The sequence below is a fragment of the Selenomonas sp. genome (genome assembly GCF_057272215.1).
In genome coordinates this window covers 59,068-72,375 of sequence record NZ_DBHIUY010000006.1, presented here as the reverse complement: position 1 = coordinate 72,375, position 13,308 = coordinate 59,068, and the positions used below count along the sequence as shown (strand labels likewise).

The following is a 13,308-nucleotide window of genomic DNA, read 5'->3' as shown; positions in this document are numbered from 1 at the left end:
CGATGGCGCAGTATATCTTCGTCTTTTTGGGCGGCGGCATGGGCGCCGTCTGCCGCTATTTGGCGACCTCGCTCCTCGCCGTGCGCTTCGGGACAGCATTTCCTTACGGCACGCTCTTTGTCAACGTGTCGGGCAGCTTCCTTATGGGCGTGCTCATGGGGCTTTTGCCGCTTTTTCCTTTTGGCGATAAATATTTGCCGGAGAACTTGCGCTTGCTGCTCGGCGTCGGCTTTCTCGGCGGTTTCACGACCTTTTCGTCGTTCAGCATGGAAACGATGAATTTGCTGCAGGAGCCGCATACGCTTTCGGCGTTGGCGAATATCTTCATGAGCGTTGCTCTCGGCATAACGGCGGCGTGGGCGGGTATTTCTCTCGTACGTGCCATACTCTAGTTTGATGTAGTGTGAGAAACGGCTGCTGCAAGATCCTGCGGCAGTCGTTTCTTCTTGTCATGGAAGGATTTGTATAGTATAGTTATGATATAGATATAAAATTAGATTAGAAAGAGGAGGGAACTGCATAATGGAAACGAGACTGGATTGCTGGTACAGCGAACGGCTGCAAAAGGAAATGCGTGTTCGTACATACGGGAACGGCGGTGTGCCTGTGCTCGCTTTTCCGCCGCAGCAAATGCTCTCCGATGCGTATGAAAAAGCAGGCGTGACAGAGACTCTGGCGCGTTGGATCGACGGGCAGAGAATGCGCCTCGTGGCGGTCGATACGATCGACGGCGAAAGTTGGTTCAGCGACGGCGACCGCGATTGGCGTGCCAACCGGCAGGAAACGTATTATGAATATATTTCTGAGGAAGTCGTGCCGTTCGTTCGTTCTCTGGGCAGTTGGGATCATCTGCCGATTTGCATTGGCTGCGGCTTCGGCGGCACACATGCGGCGATCCTCTTTTTGCGCCGCCCCGACCTCTTCTCGGGGCTGATCTCACTCGCCGGCTCTTATGACGCAAAGACTTTTTTTGACGGCTGGCTGAATTGGCGTCTCTACGATAATTCGCCGCTCGATTTTTTGCCCAATATGGCGAATGAACATCCTTATATCGAGATTTACAATGCGAGAAAGCTCGTCTTTTGTACGGGGCAGGGGCAGGGACTTGATGAGCCGCGCCGCACGACGGATCTCCTGCGCACAGTGCTGCGTGATCGGGGCGTCAAGGCATGGATTGACTTTTGGGGTCACGACGTAGACTATGGCTGGGCTTGGTGGAAGAAGCAGCTCGTGTACTTCCTGCCCTATGTACTCGCCGAATGACAGGCATATTTCATAAAAATGAAAAGGCGGCTCCACGCCGTCGTTCTGCAAAGAAAGCGAAGTGAGGAAATGGCGGAAATTATAGCAGAGAACCTGCACGGCATCATTCACGACATTCTTGCCGACTACAAGACGGATCGCATCATTGACAAGATGGATGTGTTCTGCCGTCCGGATAAGAGGGCGGTCATCGACATCCTTGATAAGCTCGTGCGCATCGTCTTTCCGGGCTATTTTAAGGATGCGCATTACCGCGTTTACAGTGTCGAAACCAATATGACGATGCTCATGGAAGATGTGGCGTACCTTCTGAATAAGCAGATTGCCATCGCGCTGCCCTGCACATGTGCAAAGCTGCACTCGGAGGGAGAGCTTGCCGACCGTGCGCAGGAGATCACGCTTGCCTTTTTCCGTGCTATTCCGAAGCTCCGCGCCTACATCGAGCTTGACGTCCGCGCGGCTTTTGAAGGTGATCCTGCGGCGTCGAGTGAAGCCGAGATCATCTACTCCTATCCGGGACTTTATGCGATCTGCGTGCATCGTCTCGCGCATGAACTGCATGTGCTCGGCGTACCTGTCATCCCGCGTATCATGTCGGAGCACGCGCACAACTGTACGGGCGTTGACATCCATCCGGGCGCGACGATCGGCAGGAGTTTCTTCATCGACCACGCGACGGGCGTCGTCATCGGCGAAACAACGGAGATCGGCGAGCATGTGAAGATATATCAGGGCGTGACCTTGGGGGCGCTTTCGACGAAGGGCGGACGCTCCCTGAAGGACAAGAAGCGTCATCCGACGATTGAGGATTATGTGACGATTTATTCGGGCGCATCGATCCTCGGCGGCAAGACCGTCATCGGCAAGGGCGCAATCATCGGCGGCAACGCGTTCATCACGAAGTCGGTCGCGCCCGGCACGCAGATCAGCGTGAAGAATCAGGAACTGCGCTACGACAAGTCGCGCGATGAATTGGAGCAGGTTGATTTCGAGGGAGAAGCTCCGTGGTTTTATGTGATATAATTTTCTGTTGCTGACATTTTGTATTTTGTGTTTTTTATAAAAGGTGTTGACAAGGGGCGCACATAGTGCTACCATAATACATGAAGTTCATGAGAACATAAAAACTTCATATCGATTGGGTTAGGTGTCGCAAGACTTAATAGGGAATCCGGTCAATGCCGGAGCGGTCCCGCCACTGTAACAGCGAGCGAATCTGCATGATGTCACTGGGGAGTTTTCCTTGGGAAGGCGCAGAGGAGCGATGACCTGAAGCCAGGAGAACTGCCTAGCTGACAATCACCGTTTGACCTGCGAGTGATGGGGAAGGGGATTATTGCGCAACGCAATGAATCCCGGCTGAAGGCCGGGTTTTCTTTTGTAGTGCCTCCCCTCCGAAACCCCTTTCCCATCGCGGGCAAAGGGGATCCATTTCGGCGGAGAGTTTTCCCTGCGGCTTGGGCTACAGGGGAAAGCATTGCTCATATATTATTTCCGATCCAGTTCTCTTTTCGCTGCTCTGCAGCGGCTCCGAGTGTGGAGACTCGGAGCTTCCTTTTTCAAGACCGGCTTTCGCTCGGACGACTTGACATCGAGTGCAAAGCTTGCCATAATTTTTCGGGGAACACCTTTTGCGGGTTGTTTCCCGATGTGTTTATTTCTTACGTTTCAAAGGAGAGATAGTGAATGAAGAAGAATTTCAAGAAGATGCTGGCTATGTCGCTGGCTTGCGGCGCTGTGTTTGCTTTCGGCACGCCGTCCGTGGACGCTGCTTACATGCTGAATCCTGAAGTCACGGATGCGACGCCTGCGCTCCTTGAGGCATCGGAGATCGGCGCTTTGAAGTACGATAACCCCAAGATGCAGAATCTCCCGAACAAGGATGCCATCCTCGTCATGAGTTTCGGCACGACTTTCAAGGATTCGCGTGAGAAGACGATCGAAGCGACGGTCAAGGCGATTCAGGCGGCTCATCCGAATGTAAAGGTCGAGTTGGCGTTCACTTCGCATATCATCGTGGATCGTATCAAGGCGAAAGAGGGGCTTGATATTCCGACGCCGGAAGCAGCGCTGAAGCAGCTCAAGAAGGACGGCTATACGCGCATTGCGCTGTGCTCGCTTGATGTTGTTCCGGGTATGGAGTATGCCTATGACAAGGCGATTTTCAACGAGTACAAGGACAGTTTCAAGAGGATGACGCTCGGCACGTCGCTTATCTACTGGCAGGGTCAGGAAGAGCAGCGCGACGATGTCAAGGAGGCTCTCTCGGCGCTGTCGACGCAGTTCCCTGAGGTCGCTAACGACGAAGCCATCCTCATCATGGCGCACGGCACGCCGCATCCGGCAAATGCCTACTACAGCGTCATTCAGTCGGGCATCAACCGTATGCAGCTCAAGAACACCTACATCTATACGGTCGAGGGCTGGCCGGGTCTTGAGGATATCATTCCTGAGCTTAAGGCGAAGGGCATCAAGTCTGTCACGCTCATGCCGCTGATGATGGTTGCCGGCGATCATGCGAACAACGACATGGCGGGTGATGAGCCGGATTCGCACAAGTCCATCCTCATGAAAGAGGGCTTCAAGGTCAACACCTACATTCATGGCATTGGTGAGAATGGGCTGATCCGCGGTCTCTTCGTCGATCGTGCGAATGAAGCGTGGGATATGCTCCAAGCCAAATAAGAAAACGAAGATACATCTCCTTTTAATAGAGAACGCCGCTTGGAAATTCCAAGCGGCGTTCTTGTCAAATATGGAAGAAATTCATCATCTTCATCGCGAGTTTCTTCGGTTCGGCATCTTTGTTCCGCAGCAGATAGGTAAGAGAGCCGGCAAAGAAGAAGGCGGAGATGGGGACGAAGCGTCGTCCCTTTCTGAAATTCGCCCAGACGAGGAGCTTTTGGAAAAGCATCTCAATGTCTGTGCGTGTGCCATCGTATCTCTTCATGATGCGCTGCAGCCGCCAGTCCGATGTGCAGTAGGCATAGATCGTGTCGATGAGCGCAGGGTCGTCGAGATGGTCGATGTACTCGTTGATGAGCGAGTTGACGAGCGTTGAACGCTTGAGCGAGCGGCGCATCTGCAGAATGAAGAGGGCGGTGAGGAGACCGAGGGTTATGAGGAGAAGCGTGTTTAGCATATAGATTCCTCGCGTGTGTTCGGACTATACGGGAATAACAGTTCGGCTCTTGCGCGGTGGGTGCGGGGCTTTCGAAGCCGCTGGCTTTTCGGTATGGGCGGGTGCGTCCTGCTGGGCAAGCTGCTCCTGATACCAGCCTTCAAGCGCATCGTATTCACGCTTGAATACAGGGTCTTTGAGTTGTTCTTCAAGGTAGTCGTTCAAAGTTAACATGATAGATTCCTCCTCTGGTAGTCAAGACGATATGCTTTGGCACGTTCGATTTCTTCAATAGGGGTCTTTTGCGTTTTTTTTATGAATCCGTTTGTTACAATGGCAGTATTGCCGACGATGAAAAAGTAGAGGACTCGCGATATGTTGCCAGCAAATGTGGTGCGAAGTTCCATGATGCCATCCGTAAGCTCTTTTGAATCGGGAGCACGCAGCAGGTATCCTTTTGCTTCGAGCAGTTTTAATGAACGGATGACCTTGGCTCGCATTTTATTGTCTAAACTGTCTAGAAAATCTGTGACGGGGTAAGAACCATCAGGTTTTTGATAAAATATAACATTCATTGTCGAATCCTCTGTCCTCATGGAATTGCTTTGAAAGTGTCATTCCTGTCTTTACTATACCATAAACTGCCGTCCACATAAAGTATAACGACGCTCTTGCTGTCAAAATGATTAGTCAAAAAGTCAAAAATAGTATTTGACTTTTTGACTTTTTGCGTTATAATAAGAAATAACAAGGCGAGGTGAAAGGAGCCTTGTTGTTTCTTAGGGAATCGTCATTGATATATAGGAGGAAATCATCATGGGAGAAGAAAGATATACGGAGAAAGCCTTGGCGGCGATGCAGACGGCACAGCAGGCGGCGGCTATGCGCTATCAGCAGGAGATCACGTCGGCGCATTTGCTCTATGCACTCGCGCAGGAGCCGGAGGGACTGCTTGCAACGATCTTCGAGGACTGCGGTACGGATCCGGCGATGCTACGTGCGCGGCTGGAACAAGAGCTCAGCAAGCTGCCGAGTGTCAAGGGGCAGGATCGTCTGACGATGGGCATGGACATGGTGCGCGTCATCGGCAGGGCGCAGGAATACGCCAAGAGCATGAAGGACGAGTATATCAGCACGGAGCATCTGCTGCTCGGCGTTGCCGCTGACGGCAGCAGCGAGGTGCAGGAGATCTGCCGCCAGTTCGGTCTGACGAAGAGCAGCGTCATGAATGCTGTCAAGAAGAACCGCAAAGAGAACGTCACGAGCGGCAATCCCGAGGATGGCTACAAGTCACTCGAAAAGTACGGGCGCGACCTCACGGATGCAGCGAAGAAGGGCAAGATTGATCCCGTGATCGGGCGCGACGAGGAGATTCGCCGCACGATTGAGATCTTGACGCGCCGCACGAAGAACAACCCCGTGCTCATCGGCGAGCCGGGCGTCGGCAAGACGGCGATTGTCGAGGGGCTTGCACGCCGCATCGTCGCGGGCGACGTGCCGGAATCTTTGAAGAATAAGACGCTCTATTCGCTCGACATGGGATCGCTCGTCGCAGGCGCGAAGTTCCGCGGGGAGTTCGAGGAGCGGTTGAAGGCGGTTTTGAACGAGATCGCGAAGTCGGATGGGCAGATCTTGCTTTTCATCGATGAAGTGCATACGGTCGTCGGCGCGGGCGCAGCTGAGGGCGCGATGGACGCAGGCAATCTCTTGAAGCCGATGCTTGCACGCGGCGAGCTGCGCTGCATCGGTGCGACGACCTTGAGCGAGTACCGCAAGTATATCGAGAAAGATGCGGCTCTTGAGCGCCGTTTCCAACCCGTCATGGTCAGCGAGCCGACGGTTGAGGATACGATCTCGATTTTGCGCGGCATCAAGGAGCGTTACGAGGTGCATCATGGCGTGCGCATCCGTGACAATGCGCTCTTGGCGGCGGCGACGCTTTCCGATCGCTACATTTCGGACAGGTTCCTGCCCGACAAGGCGATTGATCTCGTCGATGAAGCGGCGGCGAAGCTGCGCACGGAGATCGAGTCGATGCCGCAGCCGTTGGATGAGGTGCGCCGTAAGATCATGCAGCTGGAAATCGCCGAGCAGGCGCTGAAGAAGGAGACGGACGACGCTTCGAAGGAAAAGCTCGCGCATGTGACCGAGGAGAAGGAGACGCTGCAGCAGAAGGAAAAGGCGCTCAAGGACAAGTGGGAGGCAGAAAAGCAGGCGATCTTGCGCGTGCGTGCCGTCAAGAAGGAGATTGACCAAACCAAAAATGAGATGGAGCTTGCCGAGCGTAACTATGACTTGAACCGTTTGTCCGAACTGCGTTATGGCAAACTGCCGACCTTGGAAAAGCAGCTCAAAGAAGAGGAAGATGCCTTGGCGAAGAAGGCGACGGACGATCATTTGCTCAAGGAAGAGGTCGGCGAGGAGGACATCGCCGAGGTTGTGAGCCGCTGGACGGGCATTCCCGTCTCGAAGATGCTCACGGGCGAGCGCGAGAAGCTCCTGCGCCTCGAAGATGTGCTGCATGAGCGCGTCGTTGGGCAGGACGAAGCCGTGCGCGTCGTCAGCGAAGCGATCCTGCGGGCGCGTGCAGGCATCAAGGATCCGAACCGCCCGATCGGCTCGTTCATCTTCCTCGGCCCGACGGGCGTCGGCAAGACGGAGCTTGCCAAGACGTTGGCAGAGTCGTTGTTTGACGATGAGCGCAGCATGATCCGCATCGACATGTCGGAGTACATGGAGAAGCATTCCGTCGCGAGGCTCATCGGAGCGCCTCCGGGCTACGTTGGCTACGAGGAGGGCGGACAGCTCACGGAAGCCGTGCGCCGTCGCCCCTACAGCGTCATCCTGCTCGACGAGATCGAAAAGGCGCATCGCGACGTATTTAATGTGCTTTTGCAGATTTTGGACGATGGTCGCTTGACGGATGGCAAGGGGCGTGTCGTGAACTTCAAGAACACCGTCATCATCATGACGAGCAACCTCGGATCGCACGAGATCTTGAACAAGGACTTCGAGGAAGCGCAGGCGGCGGTCAAGGAGCTTCTGAAAGAGTACTTCCGTCCCGAGTTTTTGAACCGCGTCGACGACATCGTCGTGTTCAAGGGGCTCGCACGCGAGCAGGTCAAGGCGATCGCCAAGCTCTTGTTGGAGAGCCTTTCCAAGCGTCTCCGGCGCCAAGTGGGCATCACGCTCTCGTGGACGGAGGACGCCTTGGAGCTTTTGGCGAACCAAGGTTTCGAGCCGAATTTCGGCGCGCGTCCGCTGCGCCGTCTGATTTCGCACAAGGTGGAAACGGCTCTGTCGAAGGAGATCATCAAGGGCGAGGCAAAGGAAGGAGATACAGTCGAGATTGGCGCGGAAAACGGCGAGGTTACGTTCAAGACGCTTTGAACGAACGGCGGCAGTCATGCAGATGTGATGATGCAGATCCATAGATGAAAAGATGGGAGACAAATGTCTCTCATCTTTTTTATAAGAAAATGATGAGAAATCCTCATTTCTATGGTATTTAGTCCTAAGTGATGTTATAATAGGACAAACAAACTAATGGGTTGTGGAGAAGGAGTGGGAATACTGTGAAACTCAAGAAGTATCCAGTAAGTCAGTTGCAGGAAGGAATGGTTATTGGAAGAGGAATTTATGAAGAGGACATGACGGTTATTCTGGCGGAAGGAACGGTACTCGACCGTCAGATGATCGATTCTCTGGAGGGCAGAGACGTCAGTTTTGTGCATGTTCGGCAGGATGTCATGGCAGCGCCGCCTGCACCGAAGGATGCCGCAGTCAAGGCGGCTCTGGCGGGCGCTGCGCCGAAATCGGTGGATCGTTTGGACGCAAGCCGGATGGAGCCGGTTGTTTCCATGCTGAATATCGTGCCGGAAGCCGCCTCTCCCGAGAGGGATGCAGCCTTGGCGGAATTTATGCAGGAAGTGGCGGATACCGTTGATACTCGTTCCGTGATTCGCCCGAGAAGCGTTCAGTCGATGGTAAAGACCGGCATTGCACCGCAAAAAGACGCTTCGCTCGAAGCCGCCTATGTGCGGCAGTACGATGATCTCTATCTCAATCTCTCGATGTTTTACGAGATGACGCGCACGAGCGGCCACATCGACGCGCAGGCGGCGAAAATGCTCGCGCAGCAGATTTTGCCGCTGTGCTCAAGCGCCAAGGCGATCACGCATATTTACAATATGGAGACGCAGGGCGACTATTCGATTCATCACAGTGCGCGAGTCGCCATTCTTGCAGGTCTTATGGGGCAATGGCTTAAGATGCAGCGCCGCGATCAGCTGCGCCTCGTCATTGCGGCGGTTCTTTTGGATATCGGTTCTACACGCATCGCGACAGGATTTCTCAAAAAAGCGGGATGCTATACGAAGAAGGATCGCGTGCTCATGCAGAAGCATGCGCGTCTTGGTTATGCACTTGTGGCGAACTCGCCGTTTGGAACGGACGCACAGATCTTGGGAGCGATTCTTCAGCACCATGAGAGGAACGACGGCTCGGGTTATCCCGAGGGCTTGCGAAAGGAACAGATCTGCGACTTTGCACGCATCCTTGCGATACTTGACATTTATGACGCTATGGCGTCGAAGCGTGCTTACGCGAAGCAGCGTTCGCCTTTTGATGTATTTGAAATACTGTCCGACGACATCATTGCCGATCGTTTGGATGCGGGCTATGGTCTGCCGTTCATCCGCAATATCTGCAACTCGCTGAATGGCAACTGGGTCAGACTTACGAACGGTGAGACGGGCAAGATCGTCTATATTGACGACTCGCGCCTCAATGCGCTGCCGATTGTGCAGACGCTGGACGGCGCTTTCATCGATCTCAATACGCTGCGAACCATACGCGTAGATGCCTTGCTCACGGGGCGGGAAATGACGCATTGATCTTTCTGCTTGCCGCCGGATGTCTGCCGATTGAAAAATGTAGCATACGGGGTGGATTCATGGTATAATTCAAAGCAGATGGATATTTAGGAAACGGATGGTTTATCCTGCAAGGAGTGCAAGTTGATGTTGAAGAAGTATCCGGTTGATGAACTGGAGGCAGGCATGGTCATCGGGCGGACGGTATATTCGGACGATATGTCCGTCCTCTTGGGCGAAGGTACGGTGCTTGATGAGCAGCGCATTGAATATCTTGACCAGCGGGGGATTGTCTTTGTTCGAATCCTGCTGCCTGATGAGGAAGAGCCTGCAGCTGCAGAAAAGCCTGCTGCAGAAGCGACGCCCGCTGCAAAGACGCCGCAGATCGATGACGATGCGGCGGCTGTGTGGCGAAGAGTGCAGGAGCAGACGGCAGCGGCTGTGCTGGCGGCAGCGGAAGCTGACAAACAGGCGGCGCTCGCGAAGATTGAGGAGCGTGCGGGGAGAGCGTCTGCAGCAAAAGCCGAGCCGGAGAAGGAGAAGACGCCGGATGCGCTGGAGAAGCCTGTTTCGAAATCCGGCATCGTCCTGCGTGAGACTTCGTCGCTTGAGGCGGCGTTCATCGAACAATACGAAGAATGCTTCGAGGAACTGCAGGGGTTTTTCAGCTCGGTGCGGGCGTATGGACGTATCAATATCACAGAGGCGGAGACGGCGGCGAGAAACTTTGCGCCGCTTTCGAGCAGCGGGAAGGCCGTGTCACATGTTTACAACATGGAGACGATCGGCGAATATCAGCTGCATCATGTCATGCGCGTTGCCGTCCTCGCTGGTCTTATGGGGCAGTGGCTCAAGATGCCTGCGCAGGAGCGGCATCGGCTGATCTTGGCGGCGTTTCTCATGGACATCGGTTATACTGCCTTTGCACCGAATTTCCTCAAGAAGATTGCACTCTATACGCCGGCGGAGCGTCGTCTCATGCAGAAACATGCTCGCTTGGGCTACGACATCGTCGCGCGGTCGGCGCTGCAGCTCGACAAGCAGGTGACCGAGGCCGTGCTGCAGCATCATGAGCGCAACGACGGATCGGGCTATCCGCAGGGCATGAAGAAGGAAGGCATCTGCAAGTTTGCGCGTATCCTCGCCATCTTGGATACATACGATGCGATGGCTTCGCGTCGCTTTTACGCAAAACGGCGTTCCCCCTTTGAGGTCTTTTCCGTCCTTTCTGACGAATTTGTTGCGAATCGTTTGGATGCGGAGTATGGCGTCGTTTTTATACGCAATATGTCTCATACGCTCAACGGCAACTGGGTCAAACTCTCGAACGGCGCCGTGGCGAAGATTGTCTATATCGACGAGACGCGCATGAAAGCGCTTCCCGTCGTGCAGACGACCGACGGTGATTTTATTGATCTCAATACCACAATAAGCATCAAAGTCGAGTATCTGCTGCCGAGTGCGGATGTGGAGAATAAGGAAAAAATTTCATAACGTGCGGTTTTTGATGAGCATCCTCTGAATGGAAATGAAGTTCTGTTCGGAGGATTTTTATATGTGTTCGTCTTGTCTTATCGATCAAATAAACGGTCGGCACAGCTATTTTCCCCGTGCTTTCTTGAAAAATATTATCGACTTTGCTATGATGGAGAAAGAATTGTTTTGGAAAAGGTTGCTTCTTTCGGTATTTCTTTGGAGAGGAGAGTTTTGCTTGGAAAAGAAAAAATGGAGGCTCAAGATCACGGACGTCCTGCTCTTGCTTGCAAGCGGCGTGTTCTTCATCGGTATGCGTACGTTTTTAGCGCCGTGCGCACAGCAGGCGGACGGCAAATGGATGGTGTGCCATTGGGCGGGCGAGGCGCTTTTCGGCGTCGCTGCCGTGCTCTTTGCCATCGCTTTGCTGCACGCTGTGATTTGGCATGCTGCGATTAAAACAGGGCTGGCGATGGCGATGATTCCGGCGGCGGTGTTGGCGTTTTTCCTGCCCGGACAGATGATCGACCTCTGCATGATGGAGACGATGCGCTGCCATACGGTGATGCAGCCTGCGGCAAGGGCGATCTCCGTCGTGATGATTTTGCTCGCCTGTATGGATATTTACGTCTATCGGAAGGGGGATTGACGATGGGGTTCGCGCGCTTTCTGGCGGTGCGGAACTGCCGTCGGAATTTCTCGCGCACCGTTGCGCTGGGGGTGGTGACGGCGATGCTCTCTTTGACGCTCTTCGGCGGCTCGCTCGTCGTCTTGAGTCTGCAAAATGGCTTGACTCGTTTTCAGGCGCGTTTGGGCGCGGATGTTCTCGTATTGCCCAAGGATGCGCAGGCAGACGGCGGTCTGGAAGGCGTTCTTGTGCAGGGACGTCCGCTCCATTTCTACATGGACGCTTCGCGCCTTGTCGCGCTCTCTTCGTTGCCCGGCGTTGCAAGCGCTGCACCGCAGTTCTTTCTGACTTCGGCAAACGCCGGCTGCTGCTCCGTCGCGGTGCAGCTGATCGGCTTTGATCCGGCGACGGACTTTACGATCCAGCCGTGGATTCGTGAGAGCTATGCCGACGACGTCGGCGACGGCGATATCGTCGTCGGCAGCGGCATCTCGGTGCCCGAGGATAAGACGCTGAAGTTCTACAATACGCCGTGCCGCGTTGTGGCGCGCTTGAGTCCGACGGGGACGGGCATGGATACGGCGGTCTATATGAATATGACGACGATCCGCGCGATGATGAGACGCGCTGCCGAGCTGGACTTCGCCGCATTTCAGGGCATTGAGCCGGAGGAGGCGATCTCTGCCGTGCTCATCAGGACTGCGCCCGATTTCAGCTCCGAGGCTGTAGCGGAGGCGATCGGCGCAGCCTATCCCGATCTTTCGGCGAAGCCTGCGCACGGCATGGTTCGAAGCGTGGAGGCAGGGCTTGGCGGCGTCACGGGAACGGTCGGCGTCCTTCTCTTTTTCGTCTGGCTCCTGTGCGTCGGGCTTTTGGCGCTCGCCTTTCAGATGGTGTTTTCGGAAAGGCGCAGAGAGTTCGCTGTGCTTCTCATCAGCGGCGCAAGGCGCTCCATGCTCACGCGCATCGCTCTCATCGAAGCTCTTATCATCGCTTCTTTCGGTGCGGCAGGCGGCGTCTTTGCGGGCGCTTTCGTGCTGCTGCCGTTTGCCGCGCTCTTGAAGGACAGCTTCGCGCGGCCGTATCTTTTGCCCGACGCTTCGAACATCTTGCTCTTGGCGGCGGGGGCTTTTTGCGTCGCCGTCCTTTCCGCTGCTTTGGCGGCTCTTTGGACGGTGCGGCGCATGGATGTGATACTGCGGGAGGATATGTGATGGAGCTGCGAGCGGAAAAGATCAGTCGGGATTTTTTGCGGCCGAGTGCGCCGCAAGGCTTTTTCATGGCGGTCGAGGAAACGGATTTTTCTCTGCGTGCCGGTGATTTTTTCGCCGTTACGGGGCGCTCGGGCAGCGGCAAGAGCACGCTTTTGAAGATGCTGGCGGGGCTTATGGCGCCGGGGACGGGGCGCGTACTTTTGGATGATACGGACATTTATCGTTTGGATGAGGCGGAACTGACAGAGCTGCGCAGCCGAAAGATCGGCCTTGCGCCGCAGACGCTCATGGCGCTCTCAAGCTTGACGGTGCAGGAAAATATCTTGCTGCCGTGCTCGCTCTATGGCGTGGCGCGAGAGGCGGAGCCGCGTGCGCTGCAGCTTATGGAGCGGCTCGGTATCGCACATCTGAAGAGCGCCGATCCGGCGGAGTTGTCGGGCGGCGAGCTGCGCCGCCTGACGCTCGCCCGCGCCTTGGTGCGCGATGCCGCCGTCCTGCTGCTCGATGAGCCGACGGGCGATCTCGATGATGAAAATACGCGTCTCGTTTTTGCACTGCTGCGCGAAGAGGCGGCGCACGGCAGGGCTGTCCTTGTTGTGACGCATGAGCGCGAAGCGGCGGATTATGCTGACCGCCTCTATCGCATGGAAGCCGGAAAGTTAGAATTGTCATCTTGAAATTTTATTTGAGTTGACAATTAAAATCGGGTATAATAGGATTGTTTTGTTGATGAGA

General features: G+C 54.9%; 13 protein-coding genes and 1 riboswitch. Of the genes, 10 read left to right on the top strand and 3 right to left on the bottom strand.

What is annotated here, in order from left to right; all coding sequences use genetic code 11:
- The first annotated feature begins 2 nt into the window (after positions 1-2).
- The 4 genes from crcB to ACO5Z0_RS06785 all read left to right on the top strand — a co-directional run bounded on the left by crcB (position 3) and on the right by ACO5Z0_RS06785 (position 3,948).
- Positions 3-392, top strand: a complete 390-nt coding sequence (gene crcB / locus ACO5Z0_RS06800; protein WP_485649678.1) for a fluoride efflux transporter CrcB — start codon at positions 3-5, stop codon at positions 390-392.
- A gap of 130 nt (positions 393-522) precedes the next feature.
- A complete protein-coding gene (locus ACO5Z0_RS06795) occupies positions 523-1,263 on the top strand; it encodes an alpha/beta hydrolase-fold protein (RefSeq protein ID WP_485649677.1) in 741 nt (246 codons plus the stop codon).
- A gap of 69 nt (positions 1,264-1,332) precedes the next feature.
- Positions 1,333-2,286, top strand: coding sequence for a serine O-acetyltransferase (locus tag ACO5Z0_RS06790; RefSeq protein WP_485649676.1), 954 nt, complete (start codon positions 1,333-1,335; stop codon positions 2,284-2,286).
- Positions 2,287-2,391: 105 nt separating this feature from the next.
- Positions 2,392-2,569, top strand: a riboswitch (cobalamin riboswitch).
- 380 nt (positions 2,570-2,949) lie between these two features.
- A complete protein-coding gene (locus ACO5Z0_RS06785; protein WP_485649675.1) occupies positions 2,950-3,948 on the top strand; it encodes a sirohydrochlorin cobaltochelatase in 999 nt (332 codons plus the stop codon).
- A gap of 64 nt (positions 3,949-4,012) precedes the next feature.
- Here the strand turns inward: ACO5Z0_RS06785 and ACO5Z0_RS06780 are convergent, their stop codons facing one another.
- From ACO5Z0_RS06780 to ACO5Z0_RS06770, 3 genes are read right to left on the bottom strand one after another with little or no spacing between them, the layout of a single operon-like run.
- Complete coding sequence (locus ACO5Z0_RS06780) at positions 4,013-4,405, bottom strand: hypothetical protein (RefSeq protein ID WP_485649674.1); 393 nt, start codon at positions 4,403-4,405, stop codon at positions 4,013-4,015.
- 24 nt (positions 4,406-4,429) lie between these two features.
- Entirely contained in the window at positions 4,430-4,618 is a 189-nt protein-coding gene (locus ACO5Z0_RS06775) for an XRE family transcriptional regulator (protein WP_485649673.1), read from the bottom strand.
- On the bottom strand, positions 4,612-4,980 hold the full coding sequence (locus ACO5Z0_RS06770; RefSeq protein ID WP_485649672.1) for a type II toxin-antitoxin system RelE/ParE family toxin: 369 nt from the start codon (positions 4,978-4,980) through the stop codon (positions 4,612-4,614). The genes ACO5Z0_RS06775 and ACO5Z0_RS06770 overlap by 7 nt, the downstream gene beginning before the upstream one ends.
- Before the next feature lie 220 nt (positions 4,981-5,200).
- On the opposite strand from ACO5Z0_RS06770, the gene clpB reads away from it, so the two are divergent.
- From clpB to ACO5Z0_RS06740, 6 genes are all read left to right on the top strand, one after another.
- Positions 5,201-7,774: an ATP-dependent chaperone ClpB gene (gene clpB / locus ACO5Z0_RS06765; RefSeq protein WP_485649671.1), complete on the top strand. Its 2,574-nt coding sequence runs from the start codon at positions 5,201-5,203 to the stop codon at positions 7,772-7,774.
- A 260-nt stretch (positions 7,775-8,034) separates the two neighbouring features.
- Complete coding sequence (locus tag ACO5Z0_RS06760) at positions 8,035-9,279, top strand: HD-GYP domain-containing protein (RefSeq protein WP_485649670.1); 1,245 nt, start codon at positions 8,035-8,037, stop codon at positions 9,277-9,279.
- Positions 9,280-9,405: 126 nt separating this feature from the next.
- Positions 9,406-10,752, top strand: a complete 1,347-nt coding sequence (locus ACO5Z0_RS06755) for an HD-GYP domain-containing protein (RefSeq protein WP_485649669.1) — start codon at positions 9,406-9,408, stop codon at positions 10,750-10,752.
- A gap of 217 nt (positions 10,753-10,969) precedes the next feature.
- Positions 10,970-11,380, top strand: coding sequence for a DUF4418 family protein (locus ACO5Z0_RS06750; RefSeq protein WP_485649668.1), 411 nt, complete (start codon positions 10,970-10,972; stop codon positions 11,378-11,380).
- 2 nt (positions 11,381-11,382) lie between these two features.
- Complete coding sequence (locus tag ACO5Z0_RS06745) at positions 11,383-12,573, top strand: ABC transporter permease (protein WP_485649667.1); 1,191 nt, start codon at positions 11,383-11,385, stop codon at positions 12,571-12,573.
- Positions 12,573-13,250: an ABC transporter ATP-binding protein gene (locus tag ACO5Z0_RS06740; protein ID WP_485649666.1), complete on the top strand. Its 678-nt coding sequence runs from the start codon at positions 12,573-12,575 to the stop codon at positions 13,248-13,250. The genes ACO5Z0_RS06745 and ACO5Z0_RS06740 overlap by 1 nt, the downstream gene beginning before the upstream one ends.
- The last annotated feature ends 58 nt before the right edge of the window (positions 13,251-13,308 follow it).

What these genes read in the sequence shown, in the direction of transcription:
- crcB (WP_485649678.1), top strand. Translation starts at nt 3, where the DNA reads ATGGCGCAGTATATCTTCGTCTTTTTGGGCGGCGGCATGGGCGCCGTC.
- ACO5Z0_RS06795 (WP_485649677.1), top strand. Translation starts at nt 523, where the DNA reads ATGGAAACGAGACTGGATTGCTGGTACAGCGAACGGCTGCAAAAGGAA.
- ACO5Z0_RS06790 (WP_485649676.1), top strand. Translation starts at nt 1,333, where the DNA reads ATGGCGGAAATTATAGCAGAGAACCTGCACGGCATCATTCACGACATT.
- ACO5Z0_RS06785 (WP_485649675.1), top strand. Translation starts at nt 2,950, where the DNA reads ATGAAGAAGAATTTCAAGAAGATGCTGGCTATGTCGCTGGCTTGCGGC.
- ACO5Z0_RS06780 (WP_485649674.1), bottom strand. Translation starts at nt 4,405, where the DNA reads ATGCTAAACACGCTTCTCCTCATAACCCTCGGTCTCCTCACCGCCCTC.
- ACO5Z0_RS06775 (WP_485649673.1), bottom strand. Translation starts at nt 4,618, where the DNA reads ATGTTAACTTTGAACGACTACCTTGAAGAACAACTCAAAGACCCTGTA.
- ACO5Z0_RS06770 (WP_485649672.1), bottom strand. Translation starts at nt 4,980, where the DNA reads ATGAGGACAGAGGATTCGACAATGAATGTTATATTTTATCAAAAACCT.
- clpB (WP_485649671.1), top strand. Translation starts at nt 5,201, where the DNA reads ATGGGAGAAGAAAGATATACGGAGAAAGCCTTGGCGGCGATGCAGACG.
- ACO5Z0_RS06760 (WP_485649670.1), top strand. Translation starts at nt 8,035, where the DNA reads ATGACGGTTATTCTGGCGGAAGGAACGGTACTCGACCGTCAGATGATC.
- ACO5Z0_RS06755 (WP_485649669.1), top strand. Translation starts at nt 9,406, where the DNA reads ATGTTGAAGAAGTATCCGGTTGATGAACTGGAGGCAGGCATGGTCATC.
- ACO5Z0_RS06745 (WP_485649667.1), top strand. Translation starts at nt 11,383, where the DNA reads ATGGGGTTCGCGCGCTTTCTGGCGGTGCGGAACTGCCGTCGGAATTTC.
- ACO5Z0_RS06740 (WP_485649666.1), top strand. Translation starts at nt 12,573, where the DNA reads ATGGAGCTGCGAGCGGAAAAGATCAGTCGGGATTTTTTGCGGCCGAGT.